The sequence below is a fragment of the Thioalkalivibrio sp. genome, from assembly GCF_007692535.1.
Classification (GTDB): Bacteria; Pseudomonadota; Gammaproteobacteria; order Ectothiorhodospirales; family Ectothiorhodospiraceae; genus Thioalkalivibrio.
Genome location: NZ_REBW01000135.1, coordinates 1 through 16,931 on the forward strand (window position 1 = coordinate 1; position 16,931 = coordinate 16,931).

The 16,931-nt window shown below is 65.3% G+C and carries 14 protein-coding genes and 1 tRNA gene; 8 read left to right on the forward strand and 7 right to left on the reverse strand.

Features of this window, described 5'->3' with window-relative positions; genetic code table 11:
• The first annotated feature begins 56 nt into the window (after positions 1 to 56).
• Entirely contained in the window at positions 57 to 2,132 is a 2,076-nt protein-coding gene (ppk1, locus tag EA346_RS07065) for a polyphosphate kinase 1 (RefSeq protein ID WP_296757028.1), read from the forward strand.
• A gap of 32 nt (positions 2,133 to 2,164) precedes the next feature.
• On the opposite strand, the gene EA346_RS07070 is transcribed toward ppk1, so the two are convergent.
• Positions 2,165 to 3,691, reverse strand: coding sequence for a Ppx/GppA phosphatase family protein (locus tag EA346_RS07070; protein WP_296757031.1), 1,527 nt, complete (start codon positions 3,689 to 3,691; stop codon positions 2,165 to 2,167).
• A gap of 8 nt (positions 3,692 to 3,699) precedes the next feature.
• Positions 3,700 to 4,227 (reverse strand): histidine phosphatase family protein, encoded by a 528-nt coding sequence (locus EA346_RS07075; RefSeq protein WP_296757033.1) that lies wholly within the window; start codon positions 4,225 to 4,227, stop codon positions 3,700 to 3,702.
• A gap of 161 nt (positions 4,228 to 4,388) precedes the next feature.
• On the opposite strand from EA346_RS07075, the gene egtC reads away from it, so the two are divergent.
• Both egtC and EA346_RS07085 read left to right on the forward strand, forming a co-directional pair.
• Positions 4,389 to 5,171: an ergothioneine biosynthesis protein EgtC gene (gene egtC / locus EA346_RS07080; protein WP_296757034.1), complete on the forward strand. Its 783-nt coding sequence runs from the start codon at positions 4,389 to 4,391 to the stop codon at positions 5,169 to 5,171.
• Between the two features lie 123 nt (positions 5,172 to 5,294).
• On the forward strand, positions 5,295 to 6,023 hold the full coding sequence (locus tag EA346_RS07085; RefSeq protein ID WP_296757036.1) for an SIMPL domain-containing protein: 729 nt from the start codon (positions 5,295 to 5,297) through the stop codon (positions 6,021 to 6,023).
• Positions 6,024 to 6,084: 61 nt separating this feature from the next.
• On the opposite strand, the gene EA346_RS07090 is transcribed toward EA346_RS07085, so the two are convergent.
• Positions 6,085 to 6,741: a hypothetical protein gene (locus tag EA346_RS07090; RefSeq protein ID WP_296757038.1), complete on the reverse strand. Its 657-nt coding sequence runs from the start codon at positions 6,739 to 6,741 to the stop codon at positions 6,085 to 6,087.
• Between the two features lie 96 nt (positions 6,742 to 6,837).
• Between EA346_RS07090 and EA346_RS07095 the strand changes: the two genes are divergently transcribed.
• On the forward strand, positions 6,838 to 7,695 hold the full coding sequence (locus EA346_RS07095) for a tetratricopeptide repeat protein (RefSeq protein WP_296757040.1): 858 nt from the start codon (positions 6,838 to 6,840) through the stop codon (positions 7,693 to 7,695).
• A 34-nt stretch (positions 7,696 to 7,729) separates the two neighbouring features.
• On the forward strand, positions 7,730 to 7,912 hold the full coding sequence (locus EA346_RS07100) for a PLDc N-terminal domain-containing protein (protein ID WP_296757042.1): 183 nt from the start codon (positions 7,730 to 7,732) through the stop codon (positions 7,910 to 7,912).
• A 159-nt stretch (positions 7,913 to 8,071) separates the two neighbouring features.
• Here the strand turns inward: EA346_RS07100 and malQ are convergent, their stop codons facing one another.
• From malQ to glgC, 3 genes are read right to left on the reverse strand one after another with little or no spacing between them, the layout of a single operon-like run.
• Positions 8,072 to 9,538 (reverse strand): 4-alpha-glucanotransferase, encoded by a 1,467-nt coding sequence (malQ, locus tag EA346_RS07105; RefSeq protein ID WP_296757090.1) that lies wholly within the window; start codon positions 9,536 to 9,538, stop codon positions 8,072 to 8,074.
• Between the two features lie 26 nt (positions 9,539 to 9,564).
• Positions 9,565 to 11,292 (reverse strand): glycoside hydrolase family 57 protein, encoded by a 1,728-nt coding sequence (locus EA346_RS07110; protein WP_296757045.1) that lies wholly within the window; start codon positions 11,290 to 11,292, stop codon positions 9,565 to 9,567.
• Entirely contained in the window at positions 11,282 to 12,547 is a 1,266-nt protein-coding gene (gene glgC, locus EA346_RS07115; RefSeq protein ID WP_296757047.1) for a glucose-1-phosphate adenylyltransferase, read from the reverse strand. Before glgC ends, EA346_RS07110 begins: the two co-directional genes overlap by 11 nt.
• A 109-nt stretch (positions 12,548 to 12,656) precedes the next feature.
• Between glgC and glgB the strand changes: the two genes are divergently transcribed.
• The 3 genes from glgB to EA346_RS07130 all read left to right on the forward strand — a co-directional run bounded on the left by glgB (position 12,657) and on the right by EA346_RS07130 (position 16,115).
• Positions 12,657 to 14,873, forward strand: coding sequence for a 1,4-alpha-glucan branching protein GlgB (gene glgB, locus EA346_RS07120; protein ID WP_296757049.1), 2,217 nt, complete (start codon positions 12,657 to 12,659; stop codon positions 14,871 to 14,873).
• Positions 14,874 to 14,947: 74 nt separating this feature from the next.
• Positions 14,948 to 15,023: transfer RNA gene (locus EA346_RS07125), tRNA-Ala, on the forward strand.
• 360 nt (positions 15,024 to 15,383) lie between these two features.
• Positions 15,384 to 16,115: a type II CAAX endopeptidase family protein gene (locus EA346_RS07130; protein WP_296757051.1), complete on the forward strand. Its 732-nt coding sequence runs from the start codon at positions 15,384 to 15,386 to the stop codon at positions 16,113 to 16,115.
• A gap of 45 nt (positions 16,116 to 16,160) precedes the next feature.
• On the opposite strand, the gene EA346_RS07135 is transcribed toward EA346_RS07130, so the two are convergent.
• Positions 16,161 to 16,811, reverse strand: coding sequence for a lysozyme-like domain containing protein (locus tag EA346_RS07135; RefSeq protein ID WP_296757053.1), 651 nt, complete (start codon positions 16,809 to 16,811; stop codon positions 16,161 to 16,163).
• Positions 16,812 to 16,931 lie beyond the last annotated feature (120 nt).

A 16,931-nucleotide genomic window follows, 5' to 3' on the forward strand; every position in this document is an offset into this window, starting at 1 on the left:
CTATACCTTGTGGCGAAAGTGGTTTAGGCTTCTTGGATTAAGCCACTGATATCGCCATGAACGCCATCGACTTCACCAACCCCGAGCTGTATCTCAACCGCGAGCTGTCGCTGCTCGAGTTCAACCGGCGGGTGCTGGAACTCGCGCTGGACGAGAGCTACCCGCTGCTGGAGAGGCTGCGACTCCTGTGCATCTCCTCGACCAATCTCGACGAGTTCTTCGAGGTGAGGGTGGGTTCCCTGCGCCAGCAGGTGGCGCTCAACGTCCAGGCCCCGGGTCCCGACGGGCTGTCGGCTCAGGAACAGCTGGCGAAGATCAGCGTGATCGCGCACCAGCTCGTCGCCGAGCAGTACCGCACCCTGAACCAGGTGCTGATTCCCGAGCTGGCCGAGAAGGAGATCCGCTTCATCCGGCGCACCCATTGGAACGAGGCGCAGCAGAACTGGCTGAAATCCTTCTTTCAGGAGCAGCTGCAGCCGGTATTGAGCCCGATCGGACTCGATCCTGCGCATCCCTTCCCCCGCGTCCTGAACAAGAGTCTCAACTTCATCGTCACCCTGAAGGGCAAGGATGCCTTCGGACGCGAATCGCGCCGCGCCGTGGTGCAGGCGCCGCGCTCCCTGCCCCGCGTGGTGCGCCTGCCGCGCGAGGTCGCCCAGGGGGACAACGACTTCGTGTTCCTGTCGTCGATCCTGCACGCCCATGTGGGCGAGCTGTTCCAGGGCATGAAGCTCACCGGCTGCTACCAGTTCCGGCTGACGCGCAACTCCGATCTGTTCGTGCGCGAGGAGGAGATCGACGATCTGCTGAACGCCCTCGAAGGCGAGTTGCCGCAGCGCAACTACGGGGAGGCCGTCCGGCTGGAAATCGCGGACAACTGCCCGGAAGACGACGCCCGCTTCCTGCTGGCGCACTTCAACCTGACCGAGAGCGAGTTGTACCAGGTGCACGGGCTGGTGAACCTGAACCGCCTGATCGCCGTGCACGACCTGGTCGACCGTACCGATCTGAAGTTTCCGCCCTTCATCCCCAGCCTGCCCAAGTACCACGGCGCCGGCATCAGCATCTTCGATGCGATCCGCAAACAGGAACTGCTGCTGCACCACCCCTACGAGTCCTTCATGCCGGTGATCGAGTTGGTGCGCCAGGCCGCGCGCGATCCGGCGGTGCTCGCGATCAAGCAGACGCTGTATCGCACCGGGACCCGATCGCAGCTGGTGGAACTGCTGATCGAGGCGGCGCAGTCGGGCAAGGAAGTCACGGTGGTGATCGAGCTGCGCGCGCGCTTCGACGAAGAGGCCAATATCGAACTCGCCAACCGCATGCAGGACGCGGGGGTGCACATCACCTATGGCGTCGTCGGCTACAAGACCCATGCGAAGATGGCCTTGGTGGTACGCCGCGACAACGACCAGATCACCCGCTATGCCCACCTCGGCACCGGCAACTACCATGCCGGCACGGCCAAGGCTTACACGGATTACGGGCTGCTCACCGCCGACCCGGTCATCACCGAGGATGTACACCGGGTTTTCCAGCAACTGACGGGGCTGGGCAAGGTCTCGAAGCTGAAGGATCTACTGCAGGCTCCATTCACTCTGCATGCCGCGATCATCGAGCGGATCGAGCGCGAAACGGCACTCGCCGCTGCCGGCAAGGCCGCCGTGATCTCCGCGCGCATGAACTCGCTGATCGAACCACAGGTCATCCACGCGCTGTACCAGGCCTCCAGTGCCGGGGTACAGGTCAAGCTGCTGGTGCGTGGAATCTGCTGCCTGCGTCCCGGGGTACCGGGGGTCTCGGAGAACATCGAGGTGCGATCGGTGCTTGGGCGCTTCCTCGAACACTCGCGCGTCTTCTACTTCGGCAACGATGGTCAGCCCGAATTATTCATGTCGAGTGCCGACTGGATGCCGCGTAACTTCTTCCGCCGGGTGGAGGTGGCGTTCCCGATCAAGGATCCGAAACTGCGCGAGCGCGCGGCGGAGGAGTCGCTGTTCTCGTACATGCGCGACAACACATCGGCCTGGGTGCTGCAGAAGGACGGCAGCTACCAGCGCCAGTCACCCGCCAACGGCGCGACGCCCTACTCCGTGCAGCACGACCTCCTGGCGAGACTCGCAAACCGGTAACCGGGACCGCTCCCGGTCCGATTGCCAGCGCTTCAACGCGCCTTCAGTGTGAAGCCCAGTCCCGCGATCTGCTCCGCCTCGTTCTCCAGGTCCGCCGCGGTCAGCGGATGGTCCGCGAGCCAATCCGATGCAAATTCGAGGGCGATGCCGTTACGGGTCGCGGTGACCGCCTGGATCGGCACGGCTTCGTCGGTACGCGAACGGTGCAGCAGCACGGCCAGGCGCAGCAGGATGGCGAGCCGGATCAGGCGCTTGCGCCGCGCCTTGGGCTGTTCCTCGAACAGGTTTTCCTGCAGCCGTCGCCGGTGGGCACGCACCAGCAGGGCCATGTCCGACTGCTCCAGGCGCGAGAAACCCGGCAGGTCGGCATGGGTCAGGATGTACTCACCATGCTTGTGATACCGGCTGTGCGCCAGCGCCAACCCGATCTCGTGCAACTCCGCGGCCCAGTTCAGCAGATCGCGCTCACTGTCGCCGAGATTCCAGGTCTCCGCCACGGGCGCGAAGAGACGCTGCGCCTCCGCCATCACGCGGTCGGCATGGGCCGCATCCACGGCGAAGCGCTTGCGCAGGTGGTGACTCGTGCGTCCGCGCACGTCCTCGTGATGGAAACGCCCGAACAGGTCGTGCACCACACCCTCGCGCAGGGCGCCGTCGGAGGTGGTCAGACGCTCGATCCCCAAGCCGCGGAAGGCACCGATGATCACGGCCAGCCCGCCGGCGATCACCGGGCGCCGATCGTCGCTCAGGCCGGACAGGTCCAGGCGGTCGATCTCTCCGACCTCGATCAACTGTGTACGCAGGGATTCAAGCCCGGACAGGCTCATCCCCGGCGTCTTCTCGATGCCGGTCTCGTGCAGGATCCGGTCCAGTGCTAGCAGCGTTCCCGACGAACCCAGGGCCTGTTCCCAGCCCAGGCTCCGGTATGCAGTCACGATCGGCTGCAGCTCCAGCTGCGCGTGCAGTTCGGCCTGGCGGAACCTCCGCGCGGTGATGCGGCCATCGGGGAAATGCAGCGCAGTGAAGGTCACGCAGCCCATCTGCAGGCTTTCCGCGAGCTGCGGCTCGAAGCGCTCCCCAATGATGAATTCCGTGCTGCCGCCGCCGATGTCGATCACCAGCCTGCGGCCGCCATCGTCGGCCAGGCTGTGGGCCACGCCCAGAAAGATCAGCCGAGCCTCCTCGCGCCCGCCGATGATCTCGACCGGGTGCCCCAGCGCCTCCTCGGCGAGTTGCAGGAAGCGGCGCGCCGACCGCGCCTTGCGCAGGGTGTTCGTACCCAGGGCCCGCACACTGCCGAGCGGCAGGGTGCTCAGACGCTGGCCGAACCGACCCAGACACTCCAGCGCCCGTTGCTGGGCCTCCGCGGAGAGCCGGTTCCTGGCATCCAGCCCGCTTGCGAGCCGGACCGTCTCCTTCAGTCGGTCGACCACGATCACCTCGCCCTCGTGCCAGCGCGCGACGATCATGTGAAAGCTGTTCGAACCCAGGTCCACCGCTGCGACGGTGTCGAATCCGCCCTGCCGTCTTCCCGCCCGGTCCGGTTTTTCTGCTGCCATCGTGTCCCCTAGAGCTTTCTCAGACCATACTGCGGAAGTTTCCAGATCAATTCCACAGCGCCCCGGCCCGGCCCATCGGGGATGCGCAGCGCGCAGGCGGCTCCCTTCTCCATCGGCACCGGGGCACCGCGCCCGCAGAGCCACTCTCCCAGCAGCAGGGACAGATCCGGCTCGTGCCCGACCAGTACGCCGGTTTGTCCGCGCCCCAACCGCGGCTGCAGCCACTCTCCCAACGTGCCGGGATCCCAGGGTGGCAGCAGGAAGTCCGGGGCCTCTACCGGCCGGTCGAAAACTTCGGCGATCCCCTCCGCCGTCTGTCGCGCCCGCGTGTACGGGCTGCTCCAAAGGTGGTCCAGCGTACCCAGGAGCCGATGCAGGCCCGCGGCGGCGGCCCGATTGTGTTGCCGACCCTCGGCGGTCAGTGGCCGCTCCCGATCCGGACGCCCCGTCTCCCGGCGGAACCGGTCGGGGTCACCCGCCTGGGCATGCCGGACCAGCACCAGGAGACGTTCGTGTACTTCGGGCATCGTCTTCATCGGCTCCCCTCCCGGTCACTGCGTGAAACATTCCGAGGTGTGGACATCGATCGGTCCTCCTGACGGGACGGCACCCGTGCATCAACACGGCAGGAAAGCTACCATGAATGCCCAAAGCCTGCCGCGCTTCCAGGCCCAGAACCATCAGCCGAGATCCGTCCATGTGCCGCCACGTCGCTTATATCGGCCCGGAATTGTCGCTGCAGGAGATCCTTTTCCTGCCACCGCACAGCCTGGTGCGCCAGGCCAGCGAACCGGAGGAACTGCGTTATGCGCGCCTGAACGCGGACGGCTTCGGCTTCGGCTGGTACGGCGAGGACGACAACGCCGTGGTGTACCGCCGGGCCGACCCCATCTGGCAGGACCCGAACCTCGCCGAACTCGCGCGCAACCTCTATGCCGACCTCTGGCTCGCGGCCGTCCGCAGTGCCTCGCCGGGTTTTGGCGGCGATGTCGTGAATGCCCAACCGTTCGCACTCGGGGACCTGCTGTACAGCCATAACGGCCTGATCGAGGGCTTCCGTCCGGGGATCCGGCGGCAGATCCAGAACATCATCGAGCCGGAGGTCGAGGCGGACATCCTGGGCACGACCGACTCCGAGCATCTCTTCGCACTGATGCGCCAGTATCTGCTCGATGACGCGGATCTGAGCCTCGAGGGCGCGATGATCGAGGCCTTCTCGACGATCGAGTCCTGGCTCGGTTCGGATCGTGCCTTGCTGAACGTGATCCTGACCGATGGCGAACGGCTGGTCGCCAGTCGCCACGCGGTGAACGACGTCAGCCCCAGTCTCTATTACACCAGCGACGACGACAGCTTTCCCGAGGGCGCCGTCGTCATCGCCTCCGAGCCGCTGACCGAGCGCGAGCGCTGGCGCAGCATCCCGGAGGGTCATATCCTCGTGGTGGTGCCGGACGAACCGCCGGAACTGCTCGCACTGTGACGTCCGCCCCGTACCGGCGCACCCGCACAGTGCAGACTTTCACGCCGGCGGTCACTCCAGCGTACGTCTTCCGGGTGTGATCCGACCCGGAAACGCTCATGCCCCCAGACGAGGCTCCCGACCATGTTTCGACTGCCGTTTGCCCTGATCCTCATCGCGATTTTCTGCGCCGGCGCGCCCGTTGCATCGGCCGACGACGGGTCCACCCTGCTCAAGATCACTGCCCATGCCGAAAGCGAGATCGGGAACGACCTGATGACCATGCACCTCAAGGCGGAGCGGCGGGAAACCGAGGTGGCGCAGGCGACGGCCGCGGTCAACCAGCTGATGCGCGATGGTCTCGAGCGCGCGATGCGGGTCCCTTCCATCGAAGCGCGCAGCCTGGGCTACAGCACATCCCCTGTGTACGACCGCGACCGCAGCCGTACCGAGCCGGTTGCCTGGCGGGTCGAGCAGAGTATCGAACTGAAGAGCAGGGATTTCGACAGGCTCACGGAGATGGCGGCCGAACTGCAGGGCCTGGGACTCGCGATCACGCAGATCCACTTTTCCATCAGCCCGGAGACACGCGCGGCGTACCAGCAGGACCTGCTGCTCGAGGCCATCCGGAAGTGGCAGCGCATCGCCCAGGAGATGGGGGCTGCCATCGGCGCCTCGCACATCTTCCCGCGGAAACTCAGGATGGCGGATGACGGATTCCCGATGCCCCGACCGATGCTGGCGATGCGAGCGATGGAAGAGGCCGACGCGGCTCCCGCGCTGGAGGCCGGACGGTCGACGCTGCGGGTCACGGTCTCTGGCGAGGCCCGTGCCTACGGGGCCGCCACACTGCGGACCCTGGACCGCCGCTGAGAGCCCACTCGGATCGTCCCCCGGGGCATGCAACCTCCGGGGATTCCCTGCTCTGCGTCGGTCAGGGCGCCAGCAGCAACTCCAGCTCGCCCTCGCGGACCTCCAGCGCTTCGATGCCCGCGCCGAACCCGCCGAGGCCGCTGGTCGCGAGCAGATCGTTTCCTTTCCAGCCTCCCAGCCAGGCATCCGGCAGGGGGACCCCACCGACACTGATCCCGAGCAACCGCGCCTCGAGCCGCTCATCCCGTGTCAGCAGCTGCAGTCCGGTCCGAACACGCAGGCTGCGTCCCCCGAGCAGGGGCAGGTCCTCGGGCACGTCGATCAGGAAACTCGCGCTGACCTGACCCGGCGACAGCCGTATTGCAGCCCGTCCGGCCAGCGCGGGATCGCGGGCGATCGCGGCGTTGAGTTCACGCTCGGTAAAGCGAATCCTGCGCTCGTCCGGATCCTCGGCATAGATCTCGGGCACCAGGGCGCGATCGGCATCGTCTTCCGGGGCCGGCGACGGCATCGCTTCCGGACGCGGCTCAGCGACCGCGGCATCGCGCAACGCCGCCAGCTTGAGATCCAGTGCCCGCTGCTCCTGCGGCGTCAGGGTCACCGGGACATCGCGCTGGGCCTGCAGCAGATAGGCGATCCAGGCACCCGCCAGGATCAGCAGCAGGACCAACAGGACGACCAGCACCCAGGCCAGGCGTGGCGATCGGTCTGTTTTCACGGGCGGGGTTCTGTCCACGAGTCCTGCACCTATTTTCTGCAGCCTGCGACGGTAAACGGTAGCATAGGACCGTCACATCGGCATTGGAGCGGATTCATGCGCGCGGCCCTCCTCATCGTGTTGGCCTTTCTTTTGGCGACCCCCGGCTACGCCGGCCCACAGGCCTTCAGCCCGGAGGTCGCGGCCGACCTGAGCGCCGAAGAACAGCGGCTCGAAGCCGAACGCCACCTGGCGCTGGAACCACCGGACCTGGTGGAGGCCCGGCGCTGGCTGGAGAGTGCTGCGGAAGGCGGCTCGGTCGAGGCCATGGCGGCGGCCGGCTGGCTCTACGAACAGGGTCTGGGCGTGGAGCCGGATGCCACCCGCGCGCTCGAGTACTACACGCAGGCCTATGAAGCGGGTGAGAACGAATACGGGTTGCGCATCGGCTGGTTGCATATCCAGGGTCTCGGGATGGAGCCGGACCGGGCTGAGGGAGAGGCCTGGTTCCGCCGGGTGATCGAGGAGCGCGACGACAGCGCTGCACGCCTCGCGCTGGGAACGATGCTGATCGCCGACGCCGCCGCCAGCCTGCGTCCCGACCGAGCCATCGAAGCGCGCGATCTGCTCGATCGTGCCCTACAGGACGGCATCACCGAGGCGGCGTACTATCTGGCTCAGATCCACGTCGAAGGGATCGGCAACCTGCCCGCCGACCCGCGGCGCGCCGCCTACTACATGCGGATCGGCGCCGAGGCTGGCAATCCCGAAATGCAGGGCTGGCTGGCCCTGCTGCACGCCCGCGGCGATGGCGTTCCGATGGACCTGGTCGAGGCACACAAGTGGGCCAGTCTCGCGGCGTCGGGAGGAGATACGACCGGTGAACGGCTTCGGCGGGAACTGGCAACCCACCTCGACCAGGCGGAACTGCTCGAGTCCCGGCGCAGGGCACTGCAATGGCTGAACGAGCAATGATTTCTTTTAATCAATTCAGGAAGGAGCCTAATCCATGATTGAAATTTCTGGTCTCCTCGGTCTGGTACTGCTGGTCCTGGTCATCTGGGCCATCGTCAGCACAGTACAGAGCGGCGCCTCCACCGGCACGAAGGTGATCTGGATCGTAGTCCTGGTGCTACTGCCCCTGCTGGGCTTCATCCTCTGGCTGATCTTCGGACCGCGCGCGGGCCGCTAACTTTCATGGTCCTGCGCCACCCCTGACGATGAAAAGCCGCAAACTGTAGGTGGGGTTAGCCCAAAGGGCGTAACCCGACGGGTCTCGCACCCACCTACGGCCGCAAAACAGCGTCGTCCCCGGCACAGCGATCGGCTAACGCGTTTTCCGCAGCGCCGATCAGGTTCCGCGCTTCGGGCGCAGGGCCGTGGTCCGCCCGGTCTCCGTGTTCAGTTCGAGCAGTTCCCCGGCACGATCCGGAGGAACTTCCGCCCAGTCGAAACGCCAGCGCCAGTTGCCCTTGGTGGTTCCCGGAGTGTTCATGCGGTGCGCGCTGCCCAGTTCCAGCGCATCCTGCATCGGGATCACCGCAAGCCGGGCCGGCGATATCATTGCCGCGCGGATCAGCGCCCAAGGCATGGAGGCGCCCTCCGGCTGACCGAGCTTGTCGAGGACCCGGGTCCGGGCCTCCGGCGGTAGCGAATCGAACCAGCCCCGCGTCGTGTCGTTGTCATGCGTGCCCGTATACACCACCCCGCGCTCGACGTGGTGCTCGGGGAGATAGGGATTGTCGGGGCCGCCGTCAAAGGCGAACTGCAGGATCTTCATCCCGGGCAGCCCGTAGCGGTCACGCAGCGCCGTGACCTCGTTGGTGATCACGCCCAGGTCCTCCGCCAGCAGAGGCAGTTCCCCGAAGCGCTGCAGCAGCATCTCGAAGAACGCGGCACCCGGCCCGGGTTTCCATTCTCCACCGATGGCCGTTGGCTCACTCGCGGGAATCGACCAGTAGGCCTCGAAGCCGCGGAAGTGATCGATGCGCAACGCGTCGAGGCCCTCGAGCGCCCAACCGATCCGCCGCAGCCACCAATCGTAGCCATGCTCGGCCATGTAGTCCCAGCGGTAATGCGGATTGCCCCAGCGCTGACCGGTTTCGGAGAAATAATCCGGGGGGACCCCGGCCACCGTGTGCGGCTGGCCGTCCGCGTCCAGGTCGAAGTTCTCCGGATTCGCCCAGACATCGGCGGAGTCGTGGGCGACAAAGATCGGCATGTCGCCGAGCAGAAGAATGTCACGGGCATTGGCCTGGGCGCGCAGCGCCGACCATTGCCGGAAGAAAACGAACTGGGCAAAACGGACCGCTTCCAGCGCCTCTTTTGCCTCCGCACGCAACTGCTCCAGCCGCCCCGGCGAACGATGCAGCAGCGGCTCCGGCCAGGTCCACCAGGGACGGTTGCCTTGCAGCCGCTTGATCACCGCGAACAGGGCGAAGTCTTCCAGCCAGTCGGCCCGGGCCCGGCAGAACTCCAGGTAGTCCGCCCATCCCGCCCCACCCGCCGCCTCCACGGTTGCGCGCGCTTCCGAGAGCGCCTGCCCGATCGGCGCTCGCGCAGAGGCCGCACGGATCCAGCCGTCCTTGACCAGCGCTTCCAGATCGATCAGCCGGGTGTCTCCGGCGAAGGCGGAGACGCAGGCGTACGGGGAACCGTCGGCCTGCGGCGGGTTGATGGGCAGGATCTGCCAGACACTGAAACCGGCTTCCTCCAGCCAGCCGAGGAAACGCCTGGCCTCGGCGCCGATCCGGCCAACCGGTCCCGGACCCGGCAGGGAGGTGGGATGGAGGATCAACCCCGCGCGGCGTTTCTCCATCAGGCAGTTCTGGAGTTCGGTTTGGCTCACGGGTGTGCCTGCCCCCGTCGCATCGTGCCCCCGGTCGCCGGATCGCCACCGCCGGTCGAAAGCACCACCGACAGCGACTCCGGAACCGCGAGACCCGCGCGCTGATACAGCGCTGCCAGGTGCCGTCGATACAAGGCCTCGAAGTCCCCGACCGAGCCCGCCGGATTGTAGGCGCCGAACCACCAGCACCAGTCGGATCCCTCGCAGATCGCCAGCTGCTCCAGCAGCGCATCCGTGTGCAGCTCGGAATGCTGCCGCACCGCGGCATCCACCGCCTGTTTCGCCTCGATCAGGCGATCCCAGCCAAGATTCTTTTCCGGATCGCCGATCCAGGTGGAGAAGGTTCCGTAGACCCAGCTCCCGGCCACGATGGCCGGGAGTTCGGGGGCGCTCCCGGAACGGAGATCGCAGATGTCAGCAAAGGTGCGCAGGTTGATGCGCGGATGGTCGGACAGACGCTCGTAGAGACCCTGCAGGAAATGGAAGCCGTTGTCCGGGTAATACTCCCAAGCGTTCTCGCCGTCGAGGATCACCGACACCACCCCACCCACGGGGGGCGCATCGACGATGTTTTCCAGGTGATGAATGAAGTCGCCCACGGCGTCGCGCGCATGCCAGTCGGCGTACCGGAAGCCGATCGCGTCGGACAGTCCATCGTCCCGGAAGAAGGTGAGCATGCGCGTGCCCGCCAGCCCATAAGGCTGGTGCAGCCAGCCGTCGCGCGGGCCTTTCTCGGCGTCGGGCAGAGCCGCCAGGCTGTTCGCGAGCACGGTCTGGCCGCTCGCCGCCCACGCCAGGCCATATTCATCGAGCAGCTTCAGTGTGGCGGTGCTGATACCGCCTTCAGAAGGCCAGCAGCCTTTCGGAGCGAAGCCGAAGTGCTTCTGAAAGACCGCGAGGCCGCGCTCGATGTGCCAGCGCACCCGTCCCTCGCCGTCCGGGTAGACGCGGTGCGTCGGCAGGATCACGTCCGGCATCGCCTCCTCCGCCGACTCGACATCCAGCAGCAGGGGCATGATCGGGTGAGCGTAGGGGGTGAAGGAGAGTTCGACCCGTCCGGACTCCGCGAGGGCCCGGTAGCGCGGAATGATGTCCCCGAGCACGTATCCGATGAGTTCCAGGAGCTGCCGGCGCGTGCCGGCGTCGTGTCCTTGTTCCTCGGCCAGCCAGCGCTGGACCTCGGGGTTGTCACGACGCACGGTGGCACCGAGCCAGGCCAGGTGATAGCAGGTCGCCAGGTCCAGGAAGAAGGCCGCGTCCAGGTGCCGTAGCAGCACCGGGTCCTCCTGCGCTCGTGCCGCGACCGGCGCCAGGCTGCGAAACAGCGGTATCGTCTCGATCATGCGCGGCGCGTGGGCACGCAGACAGACGCGGATGATCTCTGCCCGGGCAGCGGCATCGGAGGGCACGGACTCCGTCGTCAGCAGCGCCAGGACCGGGTCCGGAATCGGCTCACCGTGATTCAGAAAATCCTGGATGCGCCGGGCGTAATCCGCGATCTGCTCCAGCAGGATCGGCGCGAAGTTCACCACGGCGCGCGCCTCCGGGGCCGCCTCCAGGTGCGCTGCCATATCGGAGTAGTCCTTCATCGCATGGAGGTAGGTCCATGGGAGCGCGTAGGCCTCACGCCCCTGCTCGAAATACTGCGGCTGGTGCATGTGCCAGCACAGCACGACGTCCAGGCGCGGCTTCGGCGCCTCGGTGGCCGTACGCTTAGCGGACATAGCGTGAGAGTTGTCCGAGCATCTCGGGCGTTATCACGCGCACGCCCTTCGGGGAAATGAAGAAGTGCCGGGAATCCTCCTTCTCGTCGACGCCGATCTTCATGCCGTCCGGGATCTGGCAGCCCTTGTCGATCACGCAGCGACGCACCTCGCAGTTCTGTCCGATATGTACGCTGGGCAGAATCACCGAGTCCTGGACCACCGAACCGGCATCGACCTGCACGTCCGAGAACAACAGCGAATGGCGCACGGTGCTGCCGGAGATAATGCAGCCGCCGGAGACCATCGAGTCGATGGCCATGCCGCGCCGGTCGTCGTCATCGAAGACGAACTTCGCCGGGGGCCACTGCTCCTGGTAGGTCCAGATCGGCCACTCGCTGTCGTAGAGATTCAACTCAGGCGTCACGCCGATCAGTTCCAGATTGGCTTCCCAGTAGGAATCCACGGTCCCGACGTCGCGCCAATAGGCCTGCAAGTCGTTCTCATCGTCGCGGAAGGGGTACGCCATCACCTTGTACCGGTCGATGATCCCGGGAATGATGTCCTTGCCGAAATCGTGATTGGAACGGCTGTCGTCCGCATCACGGATCAGGCGCTCGAAGAGGAAGGCGGTATTGAAGACGTAGATGCCCATCGACGCCAGAACGACACCCGGCTTTCCGGGCATCGATGGCGGCTCGTCGGGCTTCTCCAGAAAGTCGGTCACGCGCCCCTTTTCGTCGACCGCCATGACCCCGAACGCGCGCGCCTGCTCCGGATCCACCTCGAGGCAGCCGACCGTCATGTCGGCCCCGCTCTCGACGTGGTAGGCGATCATCTGCCCGTAGTCCATTTTGTAGATGTGATCGCCGGCCAGGATCAGCACGTATTCCGGAGCATGCTGCCGAATGATGTCGATGTTCTGATACACGGCATCCGCGGTGCCGGCGTACCAGGAAGTCTCGATCCGCTGCTGCGCCGGCAGCAACTCGATGAACTCGCCGAACTCACCGCGGAGGAAACTCCAGCCGCGCTGCACGTGCTGGATCAGCGAATGCGCCTTGTACTGGGTCAGCACGCCGATCCGTCGGATTCCCGAGTTGATGCAGTTCGAGAGTGGAAAATCGATGATCCGGAACTTGCCTCCGAACGGGACCGCAGGCTTGGCCCGCCACAGGGTCAGGTGCTTGAGCCGCGAGCCGCGACCACCAGCCAGTATCAGCGCGAGTGTCTCCCGGGTCAGGCGGCTGACGAAGCGTTGCGGTTGGGGATTCATGCGATAATCCTTCGGTCCTTTGATTGAATATCAGTCCACACACTCACTGGACCGGCCACTCACTCTACCGGTATGGTCGGTGCAAACGTCCAGGTGATTCGACATCAGTATGACAACAGCCTTGCACAAATGCATCCGCCCACAAGAGGGGGAACTGGCCCGATTGCGCGAGGCTCGCTGGCACGACCCGCACCGGCTGCTGGGTCGTCACGCGCTGGATCACGAGACCTGCTGTTTCCGGACCTTCCTGCCGCATGCCACCGAGGCCTGGCTCATGGTCAGCACCGGCGAGTCGGCGGCGCTGCATCGGGAACCGATGGCTGCGCAGCCGGATTTTCCGGGCCTGTTCACCTGGACCGGTCCGCTGGCGAGCTGCCCGCTGTACCCGACCGTGCTCTGGGCGGAGGTTAACGGCCGGACGTTACAATTCGTCGATCCCTACAGCTTCCCCCCGCACATCTCCGATTTCGACCTGCACCTGTTCGGCGAGGGGCGCCATTGGCACGTCCACCGCATGCTCGGGGCGCACATCGAGACGCGGGATGGCGTCACCGGCGTCCGCTTCGCGGTCTGGGCACCGGCCGCGGAGCGGGTCAGCGTGGTCGGAGACTTCAATCACTGGGATGGCCGCGTCCATCCAATGACGGTGCACGGCAGCAGCGGGGTCTGGGAACTGTTCATCCCCGGGCTTCCCGACGGAACCCTGTACAAGTACGAGATCCGTAACCGGGATACGGGTCATATTCTATTGAAAAGCGACCCTTACGGCGCTTCTTTCGAGTTACGCCCGAATACGGCGAGCCGGGTCTTCGGCGGCTCCGGTTATGCCTGGAACGACGAGGCGTGGATGCATCGCCGCGATCCCTATGCCTGGAAGCAACGTCCCCTGAGCGTGTACGAGGTGCATCTGGGGTCCTGGCAGCGGGGCGAGGACGGCCGCTTCCTCAGCTACCGGGAGTTGGCCGACCGGCTGATCCCCTACGTGCGTGACCACGGCTTCACCCATATCGAACTGCTCCCCGTCACCGAGCATCCCTTCGACGGATCCTGGGGCTATCAGAGCACCGGTTTCTTCGCCCCGACCTCGCGCCACGGCACACCGGACGATTTTCGCTTCCTGGTCGACCAGGCCCACCAGGCGAACATCGGCGTGCTGCTGGACTGGGTTCCGGGGCACTTCCCCAAGGACAGCTTCGCACTGGCGCGATTCGACGGCACCGCGCTGTACGAACACGAGGATCCGCGCAAGGGCGAACACCGCGACTGGGGTACCCTGATCTTCAATTACGGACGCTCGGAGGTCCGCAATTTCCTGCTCTCCAGCGCCCTGTGCTGGATCGAGGACTTCCATATCGACGGCCTGCGGGTCGACGCCGTCGCATCGATGCTCTACCTCGACTACTCGCGCGAACCAAACGACTGGATCCCGAACGAATACGGCGGCAACGAGAACCTCGAGGCCATCACCTTCCTGCGGGAACTGAACCGGACGATACAGACGAATCATCCCGGCATCCTGATGATCGCCGAGGAATCCACCGCCTGGCCCGGCGTGAGCCGTCCCCCGGAGACCGGGGGGCTCGGTTTCACGATGAAGTGGAACATGGGCTGGATGCACGACACCCTGGAGTACTTCAAGCAGGATCCCGTCTATCGTTCGCACCGCCACAATCAGCTGACCTTCGGCATGCTGTATGCGTACACCGAGAACTTCGTTCTGCCCTTCTCCCACGACGAGGTGGTACACGGCAAGGGCAGTCTGCGCACCCGCATGCCGGGCAACGAATGGCAGCAGCACGCCCAGCTCCGCATGCTGTATGCGTATCAGTGGACTTACCCGGGCAAGAAGCTGCTGTTCATGGGCCAGGAATTCGGCCAGGGCACCGAGTGGGGCGAAGCCGGGCAACTCGACTGGTATGTGCTCGACTATCCCCTGCACAAGGGCCTGCTGAGCCTGGTGCGGGACCTGAACCACCTGTACCGGGACGACCCGGCGCTGCACGAGCGCGACTTCGAGCCGGAGGGTTTCGCGTGGCTGGACTGCGACGACGCCAGCCGCTCGGTACTCAGCTATCTGCGCCGGGGCAGCCACTCCAATCTCATCGTGGTGCTGAATTTCACGCCGGTCGAGCGCTTCAACTACGAGATTCCCGCGCCCCACGCAGGCTATTGGCGGGTGTTGATGAATACCGACTCCGAGTTCTACGGGGGAGCCTCGCGCGGCTCCGGCGGCGCCATGGCCGAGGCACAGCCCTACCGCGGATTCCCCGCGACCCTGCGCCTGGACCTGCCCCCGCTCGCGGTCCTCATCCTGGCCCCGGAATAGGTGCCGGCCACCCGCACGCCACCGGCCATCACCTGCTTCCCCGAAGGCCCCACCACTGCTATCATTCCCCTTTTGGGGCGGTAGCTCAGCTGGGAGAGCGTCGCGTTCGCAATGCGAAGGTCGGGAGTTCGATCCTCCTCCGCTCCACCAATGCATCAATAGAATCAGGCACCTACGGGTGCCTTTTCTTTTCACCCCCACCACCGGGGTCGGACCAAGCCAACCCACTGGTTTTTCTGAACAAATGGCAAAAAAACACCCCCCCATAAGGCCTTAACGGGCCATTTTTGGCATCAAAAACGGCGCCTCAAGGTCGGAACCCCTGCCACGCCCATTCCGGGTGACGATTCGCTACTGACATCGACCGGAAAACTCGATCCCTCCGCCTATGCGACCGTTTTGGGGGTCAAAAAGGACCGTATAAGGCGCCCATTCACCCGTTTTTACACCTATTATTCCATTTGTAACAACGACTTGGCTTGGTCCGACCCCGGGGTTCGCAACGATCGAATGAGAGAGCGAGGTGCTAAGACGAGAGCGCTGGCAGAGGCGCTGACGATTGTCCTCGTCGCGGCGGCTGTGGCGGTCGTGCTGCCGCTGGCGGTCATCACTGCAGTGGCGGCGGCGGGCATCGTGCTCCAGCCGGCGCTCGTGATCGTGCTTTCCATCGTGCTCACCCAGGGCGTGAGCTTCGGGGGTGTGGCGCTGCTTTACCTGGCGCTCCGAAGCGGCAGGATACACGTTCCGCTGAGGTGGCCGACGTCCAACGATCTGCGATGGATAGCCGGAGGCTCGGCGCTTGCGCTCGCTGCACTGAGCGTCGGTTTACTCGTGGTGTCGCTTCTCGGTCTTGGCGTCGGCGAACACCGGATTCATGAGATCGGCGTAGAGCACCCCGAAGTTTTTCTTCTGCTCATACCGCTTTCGTTCCTGCTCATCGGGCCGGGTGAGGAACTCCTGTTTCGCGGCTTGGTACAAGGCCGCCTCCGCCAGGCTTTCGGTGCCGGCGCCTCGATCGCCCTCGCCTCGGTAACGTTTGCGGCTCTGCACGTCGTGGCGCTCAGCGGCCCGCTTGCTGCCCGCCTCACCACGGTGGCCGTACTCGTGTTGCCAAGTCTGGTTTTTGGCCTCGCATACGAACGCAGCGGCAACATCGCGGTGCCGGCGGTGATCCACGGCATTTACAATGCCATACTCTTTGCCGTGAGCTTCGCCGCGATACCGGCCGAGACCGGTGGTTGACCGCGGTTAAGGCTCCCTCAGAACCAGGACGGGTTCGCGTGTGTTCTAGCGGCAGAACGGAGCGAACTGGTAGAACCGACGGCAGCGGAACTCGGATTCGCAGGCGGCCAGCTGGCTCTGGTAGCGGTCGGCGCGCTCGGCGACCTGGCCTGCCGCCCGCTGCACGCCGGGCTTGCTGCGCCAGGTTCCGCGATTGTAGCCGCCCTGGCCCTCGTGATAGGCGAGGTAGAGGTGCTCGGCATTCTGCAGCGAGACCCCTGTCATCCGGTTCGTCCGGACGTTGTACCAGCCGATAAAGTCGGTGGCATGCTTCATGTGTGTGCGTCGCGCGGTCCGGCTGCCGGCATCCGCGCGATACTCGCCCCAGACCGGGTCCTGTGCCTGGGCATACCCATAGGCGGACGAGGGTCGACGCCAGGGCACGATACCCAGCAGGCGCTTGCGATCCGGCCGCACGTGGCTGCGGAACGACGATTCCTGCTGGATGAAGGCCATCTGGGTGGCGATCGGCGTGCCCCACTTCTGCTCGGAGTCCCGGGCGTAGTCATACCAGCGCGGATGTTCGCGAAAGATTTCGCAAAGGTTGTCCTGTTTCGGCGGCGGAGCGGGCCGAAGTGTCGCACAACCGGCAATTAGCCCGATCAGCACCAGTACCAGCAGTGTACGGACCACGGTGGCCCCACAGGGAAATCGCATCTGCTCCGAATCTCCCGATTCAAGGTTCACTCGGGCCGCCAGTATAGCGAACGTTGCCGGGCGCCCCGTCCCGAACCCGCGGGTCCATCGTCTTCGGGAAAGATGGGTATCTTGTTTTTG

Coding starts and splice junctions, on each gene's coding strand:
- ppk1 (WP_296757028.1), top strand. CDS start 57: ATGAACGCCATCGACTTCACCAACCCCGAGCTGTATCTCAACCGCGAG.
- EA346_RS07070 (WP_296757031.1), bottom strand. CDS start 3,691: ATGGCAGCAGAAAAACCGGACCGGGCGGGAAGACGGCAGGGCGGATTC.
- EA346_RS07075 (WP_296757033.1), bottom strand. CDS start 4,227: ATGAAGACGATGCCCGAAGTACACGAACGTCTCCTGGTGCTGGTCCGG.
- egtC (WP_296757034.1), top strand. CDS start 4,389: ATGTGCCGCCACGTCGCTTATATCGGCCCGGAATTGTCGCTGCAGGAG.
- EA346_RS07085 (WP_296757036.1), top strand. CDS start 5,295: ATGTTTCGACTGCCGTTTGCCCTGATCCTCATCGCGATTTTCTGCGCC.
- EA346_RS07095 (WP_296757040.1), top strand. CDS start 6,838: ATGCGCGCGGCCCTCCTCATCGTGTTGGCCTTTCTTTTGGCGACCCCC.
- EA346_RS07100 (WP_296757042.1), top strand. CDS start 7,730: ATGATTGAAATTTCTGGTCTCCTCGGTCTGGTACTGCTGGTCCTGGTC.
- malQ (WP_296757090.1), bottom strand. CDS start 9,538: ATGGAGAAACGCCGCGCGGGGTTGATCCTCCATCCCACCTCCCTGCCG.
- EA346_RS07110 (WP_296757045.1), bottom strand. CDS start 11,292: ATGTCCGCTAAGCGTACGGCCACCGAGGCGCCGAAGCCGCGCCTGGAC.
- glgC (WP_296757047.1), bottom strand. CDS start 12,547: ATGAATCCCCAACCGCAACGCTTCGTCAGCCGCCTGACCCGGGAGACA.
- glgB (WP_296757049.1), top strand. CDS start 12,657: ATGACAACAGCCTTGCACAAATGCATCCGCCCACAAGAGGGGGAACTG.
- EA346_RS07130 (WP_296757051.1), top strand. CDS start 15,384: ATGAGAGAGCGAGGTGCTAAGACGAGAGCGCTGGCAGAGGCGCTGACG.
- EA346_RS07135 (WP_296757053.1), bottom strand. CDS start 16,811: ATGCGATTTCCCTGTGGGGCCACCGTGGTCCGTACACTGCTGGTACTG.